Source organism: Acinetobacter baumannii, assembly GCF_009759685.1.
Taxonomy (GTDB): Bacteria; Pseudomonadota; Gammaproteobacteria; order Pseudomonadales; family Moraxellaceae; genus Acinetobacter; species Acinetobacter baumannii.
In genome coordinates, this window is the sequence record NZ_CP046654.1 from 2,358,683 (window position 1) to 2,379,150 (window position 20,468).

The window sequence follows — 20,468 nt, forward strand, 5'->3', positions numbered from 1 at the left end:
ACCATGAGCCAGTTAGCTAATCCTCCTAAGAAAAAACTAACCACTTCGGCAATGATTGCTTCTATTGCTGCCGAGGGCCAACCGACCAAACCAGCACCATTTGGACATGCACTGAATGCCTTGGCAAAAGAGCGTGACGATATCGTAGGTTTGTCAGCAGATTTATCAAAATATACTGACCTACATATTTTTGCCAAAGAAAACCCAGACAAGTTTTTCCAAATGGGCATGGCAGAACAACTTTTGATGAGTGCAGCAGCAGGACTTGCTCGTGAAGGATTTGTTCCTTTTGCGACCACCTATGCCGTGTTTGCATCACGCCGTGCCTATGACTTTATTTGTATGGCAATTGCGGAAGATAATCTGAATGTCAAAATTGTGGCGGCACTTCCGGGATTAACCACGGGTTATGGCCCAAGTCATCAGGCGACAGATGATATTGCAATTTTCCGTGCTATGCCGAACTTGATGGTTATTGATCCATGTGATGCCTTTGAAATCGAACAGGCGATTCCTCAGATTGCCGCGCATAATGGTCCGGTATATATGCGTTTATTACGCGGTCAGGTTCCGTTAGTGCTCGATAAATACAACTACCAGTTTAAATTGGGTAAGGCACAGGTGATTAAACCGGGTAAAGATTTACTCATTATTTCCACTGGTCTATTGACTATGCGTGCGCTTGAGGCAGCCGAAGAGCTTGAAAAAGAGGGCATTGAGGTTTCAGTGCTGCATGTGCCTACCATTAAGCCTTTAGATGAACAAACTATTTTGGATGAAGTCGCTAAAGGTGGGCGACCTGTTTTAACTGCTGAAAATCATTCAGTGATTGGTGGTTTAGGTGAAGCTGTCGGCTCACTACTTCTAAGAAATGGGCAACATCCTCGTTTTGACATGATTGGTTTGCCAGATGCATTTTTAGATGCAGGCGCATTACCCACTTTGCATGATCGATATGGTATTTCAACAGAAGCAGTTAAAGAGAAGATTAAGTCACATTTGAAGTAGAAAGATTAAACTTTCAAATTGAAAAGGGCGTGATGGAAATTCCTTCACGCCCTATTTTTAAACAGGGTTATTTAAAAACCTAAACAATCGAGTCATCTAAATTCGGAGCTAACCAACGCTTCGCTTCATCCAGTGTCCAACCTTTACGTTTCGCATAATCTTCAAGTTGGTCTTGAGAGATTTTACCTACGTTAAAGTATTCGCTTTGTGGATGTGAATAATAGAAACCACTTACCGAAGATGGTGGCATCATTGCAAAGTGTTCAGTGAGTTTAGTACCAATTTTATCGGTAGAACCTAACCAGTCAAACAACACTGCTTTTTCAGAGTGCTCAGGGCAAGCAGGGTAACCTGGTGCAGGGCGAATACCGACATATTTCTCTTTAATCAGTTCTTCATTGCTGAGCTGTTCGTCAGCTTTATAGCCCCAGAACTCTTTACGAATGCGTTCATGTAAGTGTTCGGCAAAAGCTTCAGCAAAACGGTCAGCTAATGACTGCACTAAAATTGCAGAGTAGTCATCACCTTTGGCTTTGTATTCATTTGCCAGTTCTTCTGCACCAAAAATCGATACAGTAAATCCGCCCAAGTAGTCTTGCTGCTCGCGGTCAGCACGAATGTAATCTGCCAAAGACAAGTTTGGTTTGCCTGTCACTTTGTCAGATTGCTGACGTAAGTGCTCAAAAGTATGTGTAACATTTTGCCCCGCTTCATCAAATACGCTGACGGTGTCTGCGTCAGTGCGCTGTGCTGGGAACATACCGAATACGGCACGAGCATCAAAACGGTTGTTGTCGATAATATCTTTTAACATTGCTTGAGCTTGGTTGTACAAGTCAGTTGCTGCTTCGCCGACCACTTCATCTTCTAAAATTTTCGGGAATTTACCTGCCAAGCTCCAAGAAATAAAGAATGGTGTCCAGTCAAAATAATCCACGAGTGTAGCAAGCGGATAATTCTTTAAAACTTGTGTTCCCAAAAGATTTGGTTTTGGTGGCACATAGCTTTCATCAATTTTAAAACCATTTTCAACCGACTCTTTATAAGTCAGTTTGGCCGCTTTTGGTTGTTTGTTGGCTAAACGCTCACGAATTTTGGCATATTCAGCACGATGCTCTTCAATAAATGCACCACGCATTTCTTTCGAAAGCAAGGTTGTCGCTACACCAACAGCACGTGAAGCATCGGCAACATAAATTACCGCATCGTTTTGATACTGAGGGTCAATTTTTACTGCTGTGTGGGCTTTAGAAGTGGTTGCGCCACCAATTAATAAAGGAATGTTAAAGCCTTTACGCTGCATTTCTTTAGCAACAAATACCATCTCATCTAAAGATGGGGTGATCAGACCAGATAACCCAATGATGTCACATTTTTCATCAATTGCAGTTTGCAAGATTTTCTCGCAAGGGACCATTACGCCAAGGTCAACAATGTCATAGCCATTACAGCCAAGTACTACGCCTACAATATTTTTACCAATATCGTGTACGTCACCTTTAACCGTTGCCATTAGGACTTTACCTTTAGACTGTCCTTCGGTCTTTTCAGCTTCGATGTACGGGTTGAGCCATGCTACTGCTTGTTTCATGACTCGGGCAGATTTTACAACTTGTGGCAAGAACATTTTGCCTGAACCGAACAAGTCACCGACCACATTCATGCCGTCCATCAGTGGCCCTTCAATTACATCTAAAGGACGTTTTGATTTTAAGCGGGCTTCTTCGGTGTCTTGGTCAATATAAGTCGTAATACCTTTAACCAAGGCATATTCAAGACGTTTTTCAACTGACTCATTACGCCATTCAAGGTTTTCGGCTTCTTTTGTTGCACCACCTTGTCCACGGTATTTTTCTGCAACTTCAAGTAATTTTTCAGTCGCAGCCTGACCAGACTCACCTTGATTCTGATTTAAAATGACATCTTCAACCGCTTCTTTTAGCTCGGTAGGAATATCATCATAAATAGCCATTTGACCTGCGTTCACAATACCCATGGTCATGCCTTGTTTGATGGCATGGTACAAGAATACAGAGTGAATGGCTTCACGAACTGGCTCATTACCACGGAATGAGAACGAAACGTTAGACACACCGCCAGAAATCATGGCATGCGGTAAGTTCTGTTTAATCCAGCCCGTTGCTTCAATAAAATCGACTGCGTAGTTGTTATGTTCTTCAATACCAGTCGCAACTGCAAATACGTTCGGGTCAAAAATAATATCTTCAGCAGGGAAGCCTACTTCGTTTACTAAAATGTCATAAGAGCGCTTACAGATTTCACGTTTACGTTCAGCAGTGTCGGCCTGACCTACTTCGTCAAAGGCCATCACAATAATTGCAGCACCATATTGACGGCAGAGGCGGGCCTTTTCAACAAACTCGTCATAACCTTCTTTTAAGGAAATTGAGTTAACAACCGGTTTACCTTGTACGCATTTTAAGCCGGCTTCAATGATTTCCCATTTTGATGAGTCAATCATGATCGGTACACGTGAAATGTCAGGTTCGGATGCTACAAGGTTTAAGAAATGCACCATCGCATTTTGCGAATCGAGCATCCCTTCATCCATGTTAATGTCAATAATCTGTGCGCCAGCTTCGACTTGTTGCTGTGCAACTTCTAAAGCTTCGGCAAAGTTCTCTTCACGAATGAGACGTAAGAATTTTTTAGAACCGGTAACGTTAGTACGTTCACCCACGTTAACGAACAATGAGTCATCATAAATATTAAATGGTTCTAAACCACTCAAACGACAAGCAGGTACAGTTTCAGGCACTTGGCGAGGGGCTATATCTTTTACCGCATTGGCAATCGCGCGGATATGGTCTGGTGTTGTACCACAGCAACCACCAGTAATATTGATTAAGCCGCTTTCTGCAAATTCTTTTAAGAATGCTGCCGTTTGTTCTGGCGTTTCGTCATATTCACCAAATGCGTTTGGTAAGCCTGCATTTGGGTGCGCTGAAACAAACGTATCTGCTACATCGGAAATGGTTTTTACGTGAGGGCGCATGGCATCTGCACCAAGGGCACAGTTAAAACCGATTGAAAGCAAATCGCCATGACGAACCGAGTTCCAGAAAGCTTCCGCTGTCTGACCTGTTAAAGTACGGCCTGATGCATCGGTAATGGTCCCTGAAATCATAATTGGTAATTCGCGACCAATTTGTTTAAAGACTTCTTTGACTGCAAAAATCGCTGCTTTACAGTTTAAAGTATCAAATACGGTTTCAATCAGGATAATGTCTGCACCACCTTCAATTAGTGCATGAGTCGCTTCAATATAATTTTCTTTTAGTTCATCAAAGCTAATGTTACGAAAAGCAGGGTTATTCACATCTGGAGAGATTGAACATGTACGAGATGTTGGCCCCAGTACACCTGCCACAAAACGCGGTTTGTCTGGAGTCGAATATTTTTCGCAAGCTGCTTTGGCTAAACGTGCTGCTTCACGGTTAATCTCTGGAACAAGCTCTTCCATGTGATAGTCAGACATTGAAACACGTGTGCCGTTAAAGCTGTTGGTTTCAATAATATCTGCACCAGCATCGAGGTAGGCTTCATGAATACCTTGAATGATTTGAGGCTGTGTTAAAACCAAAAGGTCATTGTTACCTTTTAAGTCATGTGCCCAATCAGCAAAACGCTCACCACGGTAGTCAGCTTCTTCCAATTTATGGCGCTGGATCATGGTTCCCATTGCACCATCAATAATCAGAATGCGTTTAGCAAGAAGCGCTTTTAGGGTGGCAAGCGTAGACATAGAAAACCCCGATCTTTATATGAATTTAAAAATGCGGCGCTATTGTAACAGAATAGCAGCACAAATGATGATCTACGAAGGTCAGGTGTAGCTGACTAAAAAGTTAAAAAAGAGATCGCTTTATGTCAAAAACAAAAGAATTTTCATGAAATATTCATCAAATGATCATGATATTGAAATATTTCATGCTCAATATGCCGAAATATTACAGTTGCTTTGTATGAAAAATAGACACATGGGTCATTTTATTTATTTTTTTGCTGTAAAAATAAGCACAAAAGGAGCTCATAATTAATGGTTTAAATTATTGTATTTTAAGAAAAAAATAAAAACAGTCGGGGAAAGGTGCATCAAATGAGGTCAAAATATAAAAAATTGACTTCATCAGGCGCCTCTTTGTCATATAATTGTCATAATTTAATTTAAGAATACAGAGGATTTTATTATCCTCTTACCGTCTGCATGAATTCTAATCTACCCCCTGTTTCGGATTCAAAACTTGCGGCAAACCTGCAAGCAAAATCGACGAATGTACATGTCCCGACACCTAAGTTTTTTATGCCGGTGTTTCTGACGATTATTATTGCAACACTTATTTATATTGGGTTTCAGGTCAGTGCTGATTTAGCGCATGTTCCACCTTTAAGCCTTTATTCAGTTATTCTTTTATCTACTGCACTCTTGATTGCACTAGGCTTTGAATTTGTAAACGGTTTCCATGACACTGCTAATGCAGTTGCAACGGTTATTTATACAAATGCTTTGCCTGCACCGGTTGCAGTCATGTGGGCAGGTTTTTGTAATTTCCTTGGGGTAATGGTCGCAAGTGGTGCTGTTGCGTATGGCATTATTGCATTGCTTCCAGTTGAACTTATTATGAACATGGGCAGTGGTGCTGGCTTTGCAATGGTTTTTGCATTGTTGATCGCTGCAATTCTTTGGAATCTTGGCACTTGGTTCTTGGGAATTCCTGCTTCTAGCTCTCATACCTTGATTGGTTCAATCTTAGGTGTGGGTATTATGAATCATCTGTTGAGTGCATCGACTGGCGTAACGACCAGTGGTGTTGATATGGATCAGGTGATTAAAGTAGGTAAGGCATTATTATTTTCTCCTTTAATTGGTTTTGCTTTTGCGGCAATTGTATTCTTGTTGGTTAAAACTATTTTCAAACGCCAATTAGAATTATTCCAGCCACCTGAAGGGAATAAGCCACCACCAGCAATCATTCGCGCAATTCTTATCTTTACCTGTACAGGTGTGAGTTTTGCACATGGTTCTAATGATGGCCAAAAAGGTATGGGTCTTATCATGCTGATTTTGGTTGGTTTGGTGCCATTAGCTTATTCATTAAATAAAAACCTCGATACACAGCAGGTTCAATCATTCCATCAGCTTTCTTCTCAAACTGCGGTTTTGTTAAACCAAAATCAACCAGAATTGACTGACGAAAAAGCGCGTGCGGTTTTAACTAAATACATTCAAACCAAGCAACAAACGCCTGAAGTTGTGCCTGCATTGGCAAGCATGACTGACCATTTGGGTGAGCGTGTTTCTAGCTATAGCAACTTAAAAGATATTCCAGAAGCTGCAATTAGCGAAATCCGTAATGACATGTATTTGAGCACAACGACGTTTAAGCGTTTGGATAAGGCAGATGCTTTACCAAAAATGGATGACTCACAGAAAAAGCTTGTGAAAGATTATCGTAGTAGCTTGGATTCATTCTTACAATACATTCCAAACTGGGTGAAAGTGGCAGTCGCATTAGCGCTTGGACTTGGTACTATGGTTGGCTGGAAACGTATTGTGGTAACTGTCGGTGAGCGTATTGGTAAGCATCACATGACTTATGGTCAAGGGATGTCTGCTGAACTTGTTGCAATGAGTACAATTGCTGCAGCAGATGGTTTAGGTATGCCGGTTTCAACAACACACGTTTTAAATAGTGCTGTTGCAGGTACTATGGTTGCCAATAAATCAGGCCTGAATTTCAATACTGTAAAAACAATTCTCTCTGCATGGGTATTTACACTTCCTGCAACCATCTGTTTGTCTGGTGGTTTGTACTGGTTATTCTTACAGTTTGTATAAAAGCATTTAAAAAATTAAAGCCACTGTTCACAGTGGCTTTTTTATTTGTTTAGTTTTTAAAGTTGAGACTATTTTTCATGTACATTCATCTATAAATTAATAAGTTGTTATAGGCCATCAAAACAGCTTTATAGGTTGGGCTTAAACTTTTATATCAGGATATATTATGAATGCGGTTCAAATAGATCAGTTAAAACAACAATTTCCACTTATTGAAACACTTCAAGCCTATCAAGAAACATTTTGGTTTAACCCTCACCGTTATCCTTTAAACGAAGCACTAGCGAAAGTGTGTCTTACAGAACAGGATGTAAAAGAAGCAGAAGCAAGGCTAGCGCGTTTCGCACCTTATTTGGCAAAAGTCTTTCCTGAAACTCAAGCTCAGCATGGAAAAATTGAATCAGCACTAGTAGAAATTGCGGAGATGCAACAAGCTCTATCGCTACAAAAGCATAAGACACTTACAGGGAAACTTTGGCTGAAAAAAGATAGCCATTTACCTATTTCGGGTTCAATCAAGGCACGTGGCGGTATTTATGAAGTATTGGCACATGCTGAAAAATTAGCCATAGAGGCGGGACTTCTCAAGTTAGAAGATGATTACAGTAAATTAGACCAAGACTCATTTCGAACATTTTTTTCCAAATATCAAATTGCAGTAGGTTCTACCGGTAACCTTGGTTTATCAATCGGTATTATGAGCGCGAAGCTTGGGTTTAGAGTGTCGGTACACATGTCTGCCGATGCAAGGCAATGGAAGAAAGATAAGCTACGTTCACTTGGTGTAAATGTGGTGGAATATGCCAGTGATTACGGAGTTGCTGTAGAAGAAGGACGTAAGGCAGCCGAACAGGACCCATTTTGTTTTTTTATTGATGATGAGAATTCGACTACTTTATTTTTAGGTTATGCAGTTGCAGGTTTGCGTTTAAAACAACAGTTTGAACAAAAGCAAATTAAAGTCGATGCAGATCATCCCTTATTTGTATATTTGCCATGCGGAGTAGGGGGCGGTCCTGGTGGGGTGAGCTTTGGGTTAAAACTTGCTTTTGGTGAGCATGTACATTGTATATTTGCAGAGCCTACCCATTCTCCGTGTATGTTACTTGGTGTTTATACAGGCCTGCATGATCAGATTTCAGTAAATGACATTGGTTTAGACAACATCACTGCTGCAGATGGATTAGCTGTTGGCCGTGCTTCTGGTTTTGTCGGACGTGCTATGCAGCAGTTAATTGACGGTTACTACACCATTCATGATGAATGTTTATATGAACTCATTGCGCTTTTAAATCAAACTGAGAATATTCAAGTTGAGCCCTCGGCAGCGGCAGGCATGATGGGGCCATATTATGTGCAAACTACTCCTGATTATTTGGCCTTGCATCAATTGTCAGCTGAAAAGTTACAACATGCGACACATGTGGTATGGGCGACAGGAGGAGGAATGGTTCCACCTGATGAAATGCAGAAGTATTTAACGCATAGCCAAAGCAATTAATTGCACAAAAAAGCCCAATTCTAAAATTGGGCTTTCAACTTCATTATTTTTTAGAAAATTTCCTAAATGGAAATTTCTCGGCTGCAAAGCCATAGATAGCAGCAAAAGGAAGAGCTGTGCGTGCCAAATAAGCCACACGCCATAAACCGCCATGGTTAGCACCCTCCATCATCAACTCTAGAGGATGGTCGAGTACGGTTTCAGGGTTTGCGACAGAAGAATCATTTCTTAAGTCATGAATCCATAACGCCGCCATAATCGCATTTGTGGTTTCTGGACTAAATGCTTCTACATCAAAAAGTTCTGCGCCATTAAAAGCAGCTTTAAGGAGTGGATTCTTTGTGACCGAATGAGTTGTGGTAGATGGTGCAATATTAATACTTACACGTTGACCTTGATGACGGGCAAGTGTCGCACGCCATTGTTGAATACGTTTTGCCAAAGCGTAGTTTGGCCCTTGTTCAACTACCAAACAGTCTGCAATACCATAAGTTTTGCCATTTTCGCTAGTAATCAAATCTTGATAAGGTGCTTGGAAAAAACGTTTGAGTGAGAGTGTAGAAACACCTTTCACAGCCATTTTTTGTAGTTGTGAACGAGATTTAAATTTCTCTTGAGCAGCTTCTGCAACTTCTTTAGGTACTGCATAAACATCGGTTGGCGTACACATAAACATTAAGCTTGTATCAGGTTTATGTTCACTCACATATTGCATAATACTGTCCATTGCCATAGAAACACGGACATGTTTTTCGCCGTCTAAATAAGCAATAGCAGCCAAGTCTAATTTTTGAGGAAATTGAACTAACCACTGGGCAATTTCTGGTATTTGCGTTAATAAATTGGCACCCAATTTATCTCTCAATGCTGAAGCTTTTGCCGAAGAGTCAATTTTTTCAATACTTGGTGCAATAAGCGTTGCGTTTCCTTGCTGGATTGTATTTAGAATTTTCCCCCAAACTCGTGGGTTTGGTAAATCTATTGCAACAATATTCGCTTTCCATTTTGCTAGCCAAGGTAATGGTCCTGCTTCTGAGGCTGCACCAAATAACACCATCGTACGGTCAGATAAATCAAACCATTCAGGATGAGCAGCAGCTTCACGTAAAGCCTTAGCATGGCTTGGTTCAATAATACCTGCATTTTCCCATTTTTGAATTTGGTCAAGTAAGCTTTGCCCGCTCAGTTTTTGGCCTTTATATGGAACATACCATTCTGGTGCAGCTTCACTTTCGCCTTTAAATTTTACTGTATTTAAAGGTGTAGAAGTGGGGATGTGTAGAGCATCTTTTAAAAGATAGTGTTTACCATCGCGGTAATAATCAAAAAGATGATGAGCCTTATGCAATCCCTGTTTTGCAATGGTAATTGGATTATTGCTGTTAGTAATTCCGTGCTTAACAAGTGCCTTAAAGTAAATAGGATAATTTTTTCGCCAATTTTTTTCAGCCAAAATCTGTTGAGCAGTTTTATTATCTACAATAGATAAAGCTTCTGACAAAATCTCTTGGCCTGTAAGAGACGTGCTTTGCTTTTTGATCGAGGCGTGAATCGGAAATTGTAGACCTTCGGCTGAACTCTGGCTGGACATAAAATATCTCGCTTGTACGATAAGGTTAATATACAGGTGTATACATTATCTATGCCAACGAAAAGAAACGTGTGGCAATAACTGCCAAAATAAAATTCAATATTTTTGTGATGAATATAAGATGAGTCATTTTTTATGATAATTACATCGCATTTTACCTTCATTTTTTTTCACATTTTTAGAACATTTTTATAGACTTACGTTACATAAATAGTTATTTTGTATAGAGCGAATTCATCAGGTTTGACCTGAAGGTAAAATGATCAAAATGTATCAATAAAAAGATACAACGATGAGTAAAAACTAGACTTTTTTATTAAATGATCAGAAAAGTCAAACGAAATAAGAAAGAATTGGGGTGAAACTAGATAGAAGACAACGTAAGATTGTCTTTTAAAAATCTTGGGGATATGGTGATTTTTTACACCATAATTTTCTAGTTTCATCCCATCTAATTTTGGGCTGGAACCCTCCATTTCGGTATTCAGTTCATCATTTAATAGAAGTCTCTATCTAATGACTTTAAAAGAGTACTTCTAACAACGTCCTTTTTTCGCCTGTCCAGGTGGGCAAAAACCTCCTGGGTGTCCGTAATACGGAGAGTCAGGATCAATCACAATACTACCCTCAGGTGTATGTACTGCACAGGCTGATAATGACATTGTGAAAATTGCTGCGGCACAAAGAAGTAAAGTTTTCATGTTGTTCTCGCTTTTTTATCATTCTCCCTTTTACTATAGAAATGTTTTGATTACATTTCGATCAGTTTTTGGTTAAAAAATATCTTTTAGCAGCTAAATTAAGAAGAAATTAAGGAGAGCGTAAAATCGTTCTAAAACCCACATGGGTAGCGGCTAAATCAAAATCTTGGGGATAGCGGCTACTATTACGATAACGTGAGCAGTAATTTTCAGCACATAAAAACGATCCACCTTTAATCACATATTGAGTACTGCTCATTTCTTGTTGTCTTAAAGCAGAATAATTACCCATGTGCTGGTCATGCGCACCTTGATAAGGAGATGATGTCCACTCCCAAACATTTCCAATCATATCGAATAGTTTAAAACCGTTAGGTTTAAAACATCCGACAGGAGCAATACCAGTAAAATGATCTTGGTTCAGATTTTCAAAAGGAAATGCACCTTGCCAGTAATTCGCTTGTGGGTGCTGGTGCTCATCGGTAGGTGCTTGATGTAAAGGAGTATCAGTTGGTGAGTTTGCTTTAGCGGCATATTCCCATTCAAGTTCTGTGGGTAAATCACGTCCTAGCCAAACTGCATAATGTTCAGCATCATTCTTAGTCACGTAGCGTACAGGTTCATGAGGATTAGGAAGAGCACCATTTTTGCCGTTTGGTGTTTTCCATGTATATCCTGTCTTAAGTTGCCACCATTGCTGAGGATGATGTGGGTCTGGAGAAAAAACAGCAGCTTGTTTTTGTTTTTCAGCATCGGTGATATAACCAGTTGCCTTCACAAAACTCGCGAACTGAGCAACAGTGACTTCAGTTTGATCAATCCAGAAACCTTTAACTTCCCGTTGTTTTTTTCCAAAGTTAAGTTCATCTGGATAAGCTTTTTCAGAACCAAAATTAAAATGTCCATCTGGAATGAATACCATGCCTGCGGTTGTATTTTTAAGCCAGCCTGTAGGAAGTCCGGTATAGCTCTTACACTGTTCAATGGAACCCAAAGCAGCCGCTTGAATGGCATGCTTTGGTAAAATCGTTTTAGTGTCAGCGTTATGTTCAGACTTGCTACAGCCTGTGATGAACAACAGGCTGATTGTAGTACTTAAAACCAGTTTCAATTTCATTTGGCGTTATATTCCTGTACGCCATTTTGTTCAGTGTATTTTTGATAAACCGCTAATAGCTCTTGAACTTTTGCAGGGTAAAGCTGCGCAACATTATGATTTTCTCCACGATCAGTAGCAATGTTATAGAGCTCCCAAGAACCTGTTCCTAATTCAGGGCGACCTTGAAGTGCGATTTTCCATTCACCCTGTTTTGCATATTTACTACCATGCAATTCATCGGCAAAACTGAAATTGGCAGGGCGTATCGTTTGTGATTTATTTTCAAGTACAGACTTCCAAGAATAACCGCTTGGCGTATTAATGGTTCGGCCTTTATATTGCCCTTGAGGTACTGGAATATGAGCATAATCTAATAATGTTGGAAAAACGTCGAGTACCGATGCAAAGCTATGATTGGTTTCTTCAGCTTTCTTCTGATTTGGTAATTTCACAATAGCAGGAGCGGTAGTTGCACCTTCACCAGCTGTATCTTTCCATAAATGGAAAGGTGCTGCACTGACCTCGGCCCAACGTGGACCAATGTAATGATAAGAAGTAGGGGTACCTACATTTGCTACAGAATTATCAAAGCCTGATTCACTGCCATAGCTTCCGCGAACAAAACCTTCTGCGCCATTGTCAGAAACAAAGAAAATTAAGGTGTTGTCATAAAGGTTATTTTGTTTGAGATATTGAATAATTCGGCCTACATTGGCATCGAGATTTTCTACCATGCCTGCGTAGATTTCCATTTTGCGAGCTTCAAGCGCTTTTTGTTCAGCTGTTAATTCATCCCATTTCCCATATTTTTGTGGTGCATTTTGAGTTGCAATTGGTTCGGCAGCCTCAAAATTTACTGGAATAATTCCAAGCTGTTTTTGGCGTGCAATACGGGCGTTACGGATAGCATCGTAACCAACGTCATAAACGCCACGATATTTTTCACGGTATTCTGCTGGCGCTTGTATAGGCCAGTGGGGTGCTGTATAGGCTGCATAGGCAAAAAATGGTTTGCCACTATTTTTGCCTGACTCTAAATAGCTAAGTAATTTGTCGGTAAAATAATTGGTCGAGAAAAAGTCATTAGGCAATGCTGAAACAGGAATAATTTGCCCATCTTCGGTATAGGTTGAATTTCGCTTAAACGCACTTGGAGCTTGTTTAAAGTGGTGGTCTAAACCTTGTAATAAGGTAAATGAATGATCAAAACCTTTAGCATGTGCATTGGTTTCAGGTGTTAATCCCAAATGCCATTTACCGCTAATATAAGTTCGATAACCATTATCTTTGAGCACCTGAGCAATCGATAGTGAGCGTTCATTTAAATAGCCTTCGTAGCCAGGCTGTCCTTTTAAATGATCAGGGGTAAGCTCTGCCATAGCACCTATGCCTGCCAAGTGGTGATCAGTACCAGAAATGAGTTGTGAACGAGTAGGCGAGCATGTAGGTGCAGTGTGATAGTCAGTTAAAATTCGGCCTTCTTGCGCTAAACTATCAATGTTCGGGGTATGAATTTCACCACCAAAAGCTCCTAAATCTGAATAGCCTAAGTCATCGGCCATAATGAATAAAATATTAGGCTGCTTTGGTGTACTTACCGCAGTTTCTTGTGAATCATTATCGTTACATCCAGCTAAAGATAAGCTAAATAAAGCAATGGAAAGACTAGATAAAAGAGCTTTGTACTTCATTGTATCATCTGATTTATTAAAAGAATTGTGCTTGAGTTTAATCAGATGGTTTTTGCAATCAAAACAAGGAATTGATCAAAGAAAATCAGAAAAATATCTGAGAATTTATCTTGATAAATAAATGAGAAAAAAAGAAAAGCCCATATTGGGCTTTTCTCAAAAATATGCATTTAAAAAGGTAGGCGAGTAAGTTGATCTAAGAAATGAGGAATCACTCTTGGCTCAATCAAAATCGTTACAATTACGCCGTAAGCCGCACCCCATAAATGGGCACTATGATTAATATGCGTATTGCCACGTTTACCTGCCCAAATACTATAAGCAACATAGAGAACTGCAAAAATAATAGCTGGCACAGGGATGAAAAATACAAAAATCAGCTTCCACGGCTGAAATAAAATATAGGCAAACAGAACAGCAGATACGGCTCCTGAAGCACCTAGACTTGCCCAGTTTGCATCATTTTTATGTTGTAGGTAGCTTGGCAAGATCGCAAAAATTAATCCGCCTAAATAGAACAGCACAAAACCCATGTCATAAAAATATTGGCGATAAAAACTTTCGATGATGCTACCAAAGAAAAACAGGGTAATCATATTAAAGAGCAAATGAGTACCATCTGCATGGATAAAACCATGAGTAATGAATCGATCAAATTGTCCACGTTGCATTGCAGGCGGCCAGAAGATCAGACGGTTCATGACATTTTGATTGCTAAAAGCAAGTAAAGACACAATGACCGTAATAATAATAAGAGTAATGGTGTGATTAAACGGCAAATGCAACATAAGAAATATTTAAAAATGATCAATACTGATGGCAATAATGCCATTAAAAACACAACTTGAAACCCTGTTGTGTATAAATCCGACAAATTTAGTTGATTTTTTTTAAATCTACCTCATCTTCGGTTAATATAAAGGCATCAGCTTGAGGAATATTGTTATGTCGACTGAGAACACCAACACTGCTGTTGCAGAAGAAATTCCGAACCTTTTGATTACACCATCTGCACAAGAGTATTTGCACGAATTATTGGCGAAGCAAAATACTCCGGGAATTGGCGTTCGAATTTTTGTTGAACATCCGGGTACACCACGTGCAGAGTGCTGTATGGCATATAGTGCACCAGAAGAAGTGGTGCCAACGGATTATAAACAGGACTATCCTGATTTCCCTGCATATATTGATGCGCCGTCTATCCCTTATCTTTTAGACGCTGTTATTGACTACAACAAAGATCGTTTTGGTGGTCAGTTAACTTTCCGTGCTCCAAACTCTAAAGTGCCGCGCGTAGGGCCTGATGCATCAATTGAAGAGCGTATTACCTATGTACTTCAAGCAGAAATTAACCCGGGTCTTGCAGGACACGGCGGTAACTGTAGCTTAGTTGAAGTGCAAGATGACCCTGAACATGGTCTTACTGCTGTATTGAAATTTGGTGGCGGTTGCCAAGGTTGCTCAGCAATTGATGTGACTTTAAAACAAGGTGTTGAAACAACTTTGAAAGAACACATTCCTGAACTACAACGTGTGGTTGACCAAACAGACCATACACAAGCAGAAGGTGCTTATTTCAAATAATTAAATTATTTGAAAAGTGAAATAAAAAAGCCTCGGAATGAGGTTTTTTTATTATTTAATATAAATAATGATAATTATTATCAATATCATTTGTAATTTTATTTATCTTTGTTACAATGCGAAACTGAAAATGAGAGATGTTTAATAAATCAATATATTGGGAATACTTATGTCGAAGCGTATTATCCAGTCAGTGCTTTCTGTTTCAGTACTGGCAAGTATGATGTCTATGGCTTTTGCTGCACAAAATGAGCAAGAACAAGCTGAACAAACATTAGAAAAGCCTGCTGAACCTGTGAAATTGGAAACAATTTTTGTAACAGCAGAAGAGCAAGTGAAGCAATCGCTCGGTGTATCGGTTATTACCAAAGAAGATTTAGAAAAACTACCAGTTCGTAATGATATTTCTGACTATGTACGTCGTATGCCAGGTGTCAACCTGACAGGCAATAGTGCTACTGGGCAGCGTGGTAATAATAGACAAATTGATATTCGCGGAATGGGCCCTGAAAACACGCTTATTTTAGTGGATGGTAAGCCAATTAACTCTCGTAATTCAGTCCGTTATGGCTGGAAAGGAGAGCGTGATACACGAGGCGACTCAAACTGGGTACCAGCAGAAGCCATCGAGTCGATTGAAGTTTTACGCGGACCAGCAGCTGCTCGATATGGTTCTGGTGCTGCGGGTGGTGTAGTTAACATCATTACTAAAAAAGTGACTAATGAAACTCATGGTTCAGTAGAATTTTATACTTCACAGCCTGAAGACTCCAAAGAAGGTTCATCAAATCGTGTTGGTTTTAACGTAAGTGGGCCACTAATTAAGGACGTTTTATCTTATCGTTTATATGGTAATTATAATAAAACAGAAGCTGACGATGTTGATATTAATAAATCAATTGGTAGTACCGCAGCTGGCCGTGAAGGTGTTAAAAATAAAGATATTTCAGGCCGTTTAGCTTGGCAGGCAACAGACCAGCAAACTGTCTTGCTCGATATTTCTTCTAGCAAACAAGGTAATATTTATTCTGGTGACTCTCAGTTAAATGCAAATGCTGAAGCGGATGCGATTCTTTCACAGCTGATTGGTAAAGAAACCAATACCATGTATCGTGATAGCTATGCATTAACGCACGAAGGTGATTGGTCTTGGGGTAAGAGTAAGTTAGTTGCTCAATATGATAAGACCCATAACAAACGTCTACCTGAAGGCTTGGCGGGAAGTGTAGAAGGAAAAATTAATAATCTTGATGATAAAGCCACTTCGCGTTTAGAAACTCTTCGCTTTAACGGCGAGGCTAATATTCCTTTTGAATACTATTTACCCCAAGTATTAACTGTAGGTACCGAATGGGTTGAAGACAGATTTAAAGATAATGTCTCGACAACTCAAGGTAAAGACAGCAGTGGTTCAGGTTATGGCGATCAATTAGCGAAAGGTGATCGTAGTAAAATGGAGTCACGTATTGCTTCTGCATATATTGAAGATAACCTGAAAGTTACAGACAGCACAGATGTTGTATTAGGTTTACGTTTTGATGACCATAGTAAATCTGGTTCTAATTGGAGCCCAAGCTTAAATATTACTCAAAAACTCAATGATTATTTCACTTTAAAAGGTGGGGTAGCAAAAGCTTATAAAGCACCAAATATGTATCAAAATGCCGAAGGGTATTTATTAAGTACAAATGGCAATGGCTGCCCTGCTAATATTGAGTCGCGTTGTTTATTACAAGGTAATGGTGATTTAAAACCTGAAACATCGGTAAACAAAGAGCTCGGTATTCAGTTCCAAAAAGATATCGTGAATGCGAGCTTAACTTGGTTCCGTAATGATTATAAAGATAAGATTGTTGCGGGTACTCATGTTGTTGGAACAGTTGATGGCTCAAGTACAAATGCAAATACAGGAGCTGTGACCAATACGAAGTGGAATATTTTGCGTTGGGAAAATACGCCTAAAGCCTTAATTCAAGGTTTTGAAGGAAGTTTGGGATTAGATTTCGGTGATATTCGCTGGACTAATAACTTTACCTACATGATGGACTCGAAAGACAAGCAAACTGGGAATCCATTATCTTTAGTTCCAATCTATACAATTAACTCAATTTTTGATTATGACATTACTGATCAATTGGATGTAAATTTTGTATTTACTCAATATGGTCGTCAAAAATCACGTCAATTTGCAGAGAATAGACTTGAATCCGGTATAGGTTCAGGAGGTGCGAATTCTGCGCTTAAGCCAAGTACGGTAAAAAGTTATAGTACCGCTGGTATTAATGTTGGTTATAAGTTTTCAGACCAAATTAGTACGCGTGTTGGTGTGAGTAATCTGTTTGATAAACAAATTTTAAGAGACAGCAATTCTATTAGCCAAACTTATAATGAGCCAGGTCGAGCTTATTACGCATCTTTAAAATATTCTTTTTAATCAATAAAATAATAAAGGCGCTTTAAGCGCCTTTATTATTTAAAATCTCTAATGCTTTTTCAGAATAATAAAACTTCTCTAAGTACACACGGGCACGACGTCTTAAATGTCCTGTTGTGACTAATTGTTGTAGTACGGGTACAAGCAATTCGGTGAGTTCATGCTTCACTAAATTTTCGTCAATATTAAGATCACGGAGCAACAAATCAAAATTACGTTCCTGATTACGTACATACCAAGTATAGATACCATCATGTACTTGCTGTTTTAGATAATCAGTTTGACGAATGTGGTCCCAGATTTCATGTCCTAGGCCAACAGTTTTTGTTAAATCTTGAACTTCTATATAGTTTTTTAAAACAGAAAGTGGCGAGGTTTTAACTTTATGCCAAACATTTGCCTGAAAATGGTAGAGCTTATCATTGTCAAAATGTTGGTTTAAAACACGTTCACTCATTTGACTGAGTTTTAAAATATTCTTTTGCAAGTAATGGTTAATGGTATCGTCAAGATTGGAGTCGGTTACTGTTTCTAATACAGATTTGCCCATCTTCATAAAACGACCTACACCGGGCACGCGTTTTGACATAGATTCATCTAAATAATCATGCATTGTTTGCTGAATCAATTGAGTCAACAGTGCAGAAAAGGCAGGGTTATTCACAATTGTTTTAATGAGTTTTTTACGGTGCTCTTCTTTACTTGCTACGTATTGTGCAATTCGATCAATGGTTAAAACAGGAATAACATCTTCAACAGTTGTTGTGTCATTTGCAGGATGAATCAGTGCAAAGCGGATATGCTCCGCAATCTGTTCAATAAGAAAATCCGAAGCGGGTGTGTCTAAAATCTGCTTTTGAATGAGCTGTTGAACTTGTTCAAACGTCCAAAGGTGTTGTAATTGTCGACTCCCTAACCAATGATAAAACTGCTCAAACTCTTGTTGGATTACCTGAGTCTGAGCAAATTGCTCATCTAAAAAATCTAGATGAGCTTCAATAAGTTTTTCAATCATGGGTTGGGTAGACATAAGGTCTCACAAGTCGGAAGTTTTATTTAAGGTGTTGTCGTTTTTGACGACTGGTTTGTTTCTACTTTCAGTAAAAACGGTACGTATTGTTGGATAACTAACTGTTCAGCTTCCAAAATTGGCATATGACCTACGTTTTCTAAGATAACTGGAGGCTGGGCATTTTTTAAAAGCCGTTTTAGCTCGTTTGCTACTTCTACATTAATAATTTTATCCTGTTTACCCCATAAAATGAGTGTAGGGGCGTCAATCGTTTTAGTAAGTACGGCAAAAGAATCTGGGGTATAGACTTTATTGAGTGCGATCAATTGATCAACCAGTTTCTGGGTTTGAGGTGCTTGATTAATCATCAGTTTTTCTTGAGCTTGCAGGAACTCTTTCGGAATAAACGGAGGATTAAACATGGTTTGTTTTAATAAATAATTAAAATCACCTTTTTTAGAGACTAAAAGTTGTTTTAGATAGGTTGGATCTTTTAGATAAATTGTGTTGGCAGAACGGAAAATACCACCGCTATCGACTAAAAATAGACTTTTGGTTTCAAATGGATATTGTCCAGCATAGAGTAGGGCAATAGATCCGCCGAGTGAGTGCCCAGCAATATGAATTGGGCCTTTTAAATTGGCGGCTTCAACAAAGCGACGTAATTTTTCAGCTAAGTTTGGAACTGAATAATCAAAGTCGTGCGAGACGATAGTTTCGCCACTGCCCGGTAAGTCAGGAATAATAACGTGATAATTTGTCGTGAGATAATGGGCAACTCGGTTCCAGTTATCTCGACTGCCCGCTAGGCCATGAATGAGTAGTAAAGTTGGCTTTGTGCTAGAGCCACCTTCACTATATGACCAAGTGATATCACCCACCTTTAGGCTTTTGCTTTGCAGTCCTGCCCAGTTACGTTCTTGCTGTAATATTGTTTGAAAGCTGACATCAATATTATCGGCTGCCTGCGCTTGAGAAATGCTCATGACTGACAATAAGCTACAAGCCAAAGTCAGTGCAGTAGCAGTTTTTTTCATAGAGGCTTTAATTGGGGCGGACAGCCTTGTCATAGATTTCATCCTTGATGCTTAAGCGAGTTTGAAAAATTATTGAAAAACTTTGCCAATGAGTCATTTGCCAAACGTTTGGAATCAAGAAAATTATAGTCAATCTATAAACTAAAGTATGTCTATTTTTTCACTAAACAGTAGGTAATTGTGCGGTGATCTTCCTTATAAAACTAATTAAAGTTTTAAAAAATTTTCCTGAAAAAGGATTTATTTTTTGTCAGTGACATTCAAATTTTGACACATTAAAATGATTTCTAACCTTGAAAAAACAATGGAAATATAAAATGCCTACTGCGCAAGAAGTTTTAGATCGTTTGAAAGCAGGTAATCAACGATTTGTAAATGGAAATACTTCCCTTGCAAAAACCTTATCACATCATGAACGCGCTGAAATGGCAAAGGATCAAAATCCATTTGCAATTGTATTGGGCTGTTCAGATTCTCGTGTACCAGCAGAAATGGTATTCGATCAAGGTCTTGGTGACTTATTCGTAATCCGTGTTGCTGGTAATGTTGTTGCACCTTCACAAGTTGGTAGTGTTGAGTTCGCGGCAGAACGTTATGACTGTCCGGTTGTAGTTGTATTAGGACACAGTCATTGCGGCGCGATTCAAGCGACAATTGATACGTTGATGAACCCTGAGCACCCGCCATCTTCTAACTTAATGTCGATTGTGAACCGTGTTCGTCCATCAGTTGAGATTTTAATGCAGACTGATTTAAAAAATGACTTGAAAAAACTCTCATGTCATGCGGTGCGTTCAAACGTATTTGCTTCGGTAAACCAATTACGTCATGGTTCGGCTGTATTAGAGAATCTGATTGCAAAAGGTGAGTTGATTGTCGTTGGTGCTGAATATTCGCTAGAAACTGGTGAAGTTACTTTCTTTGACTTCTGATCATAATAAAAATATTTA

14 protein-coding genes are annotated in these 20,468 nt (G+C 39.3%); 6 read left to right on the forward strand and 8 right to left on the reverse strand.

Annotated features, from left to right (window positions below):
* Positions 1–3: 3 nt before the first annotated feature.
* Positions 4–1,008: a transketolase family protein gene (locus GO593_RS11205; protein ID WP_000080239.1), complete on the forward strand. Its 1,005-nt coding sequence runs from the start codon at positions 4–6 to the stop codon at positions 1,006–1,008.
* Positions 1,009–1,087: 79 nt separating this feature from the next.
* On the opposite strand, the gene metH is transcribed toward GO593_RS11205, so the two are convergent.
* Positions 1,088–4,774: a methionine synthase gene (metH, locus tag GO593_RS11210; RefSeq protein ID WP_000105337.1), complete on the reverse strand. Its 3,687-nt coding sequence runs from the start codon at positions 4,772–4,774 to the stop codon at positions 1,088–1,090.
* Positions 4,775–5,236: 462 nt separating this feature from the next.
* Here metH and GO593_RS11215 point away from each other — a divergent pair, with 462 nt between their 5' ends.
* Positions 5,237–6,868, forward strand: a complete 1,632-nt coding sequence (locus tag GO593_RS11215) for an inorganic phosphate transporter (protein WP_001087641.1) — start codon at positions 5,237–5,239, stop codon at positions 6,866–6,868.
* Positions 6,869–7,034: 166 nt separating this feature from the next.
* A complete protein-coding gene (locus GO593_RS11220; RefSeq protein WP_000994872.1) occupies positions 7,035–8,369 on the forward strand; it encodes a D-serine ammonia-lyase in 1,335 nt (444 codons plus the stop codon).
* Between the two features lie 43 nt (positions 8,370–8,412).
* Here the strand turns inward: GO593_RS11220 and GO593_RS11225 are convergent, their stop codons facing one another.
* From GO593_RS11225 to GO593_RS11245, 5 genes are all read right to left on the reverse strand, one after another.
* Positions 8,413–9,960, reverse strand: coding sequence for a hypothetical protein (locus tag GO593_RS11225; RefSeq protein ID WP_000098370.1), 1,548 nt, complete (start codon positions 9,958–9,960; stop codon positions 8,413–8,415).
* Positions 9,961–10,496: 536 nt separating this feature from the next.
* On the reverse strand, positions 10,497–10,661 hold the full coding sequence (locus GO593_RS11230; protein WP_000854552.1) for a hypothetical protein: 165 nt from the start codon (positions 10,659–10,661) through the stop codon (positions 10,497–10,499).
* Positions 10,662–10,770: 109 nt separating this feature from the next.
* On the reverse strand, positions 10,771–11,778 hold the full coding sequence (locus tag GO593_RS11235) for a formylglycine-generating enzyme family protein (protein WP_000769060.1): 1,008 nt from the start codon (positions 11,776–11,778) through the stop codon (positions 10,771–10,773).
* Complete coding sequence (locus GO593_RS11240) at positions 11,775–13,451, reverse strand: arylsulfatase (RefSeq protein ID WP_000875366.1); 1,677 nt, start codon at positions 13,449–13,451, stop codon at positions 11,775–11,777. Before GO593_RS11240 ends, GO593_RS11235 begins: the two co-directional genes overlap by 4 nt.
* Before the next feature lie 170 nt (positions 13,452–13,621).
* Positions 13,622–14,239, reverse strand: coding sequence for a rhomboid family intramembrane serine protease (locus tag GO593_RS11245; protein WP_000902942.1), 618 nt, complete (start codon positions 14,237–14,239; stop codon positions 13,622–13,624).
* Between the two features lie 157 nt (positions 14,240–14,396).
* Here GO593_RS11245 and nfuA point away from each other — a divergent pair, with 157 nt between their 5' ends.
* Both nfuA and GO593_RS11255 read left to right on the forward strand, forming a co-directional pair.
* Complete coding sequence (gene nfuA, locus GO593_RS11250) at positions 14,397–15,035, forward strand: Fe-S biogenesis protein NfuA (protein WP_000102721.1); 639 nt, start codon at positions 14,397–14,399, stop codon at positions 15,033–15,035.
* A gap of 169 nt (positions 15,036–15,204) precedes the next feature.
* On the forward strand, positions 15,205–17,469 hold the full coding sequence (locus tag GO593_RS11255) for a TonB-dependent siderophore receptor (RefSeq protein ID WP_000044170.1): 2,265 nt from the start codon (positions 15,205–15,207) through the stop codon (positions 17,467–17,469).
* 22 nt (positions 17,470–17,491) lie between these two features.
* Here the strand turns inward: GO593_RS11255 and GO593_RS11260 are convergent, their stop codons facing one another.
* Together GO593_RS11260 and GO593_RS11265 are read right to left on the reverse strand one after the other, a co-directional pair.
* A complete protein-coding gene (locus GO593_RS11260; RefSeq protein WP_000107267.1) occupies positions 17,492–18,499 on the reverse strand; it encodes a hypothetical protein in 1,008 nt (335 codons plus the stop codon).
* A gap of 26 nt (positions 18,500–18,525) precedes the next feature.
* Complete coding sequence (locus GO593_RS11265) at positions 18,526–19,551, reverse strand: alpha/beta fold hydrolase (RefSeq protein ID WP_000197530.1); 1,026 nt, start codon at positions 19,549–19,551, stop codon at positions 18,526–18,528.
* A 284-nt stretch (positions 19,552–19,835) separates the two neighbouring features.
* On the opposite strand from GO593_RS11265, the gene GO593_RS11270 reads away from it, so the two are divergent.
* A complete protein-coding gene (locus tag GO593_RS11270) occupies positions 19,836–20,450 on the forward strand; it encodes a carbonic anhydrase (protein WP_001141695.1) in 615 nt (204 codons plus the stop codon).
* Positions 20,451–20,468: the final 18 nt, after the last annotated feature.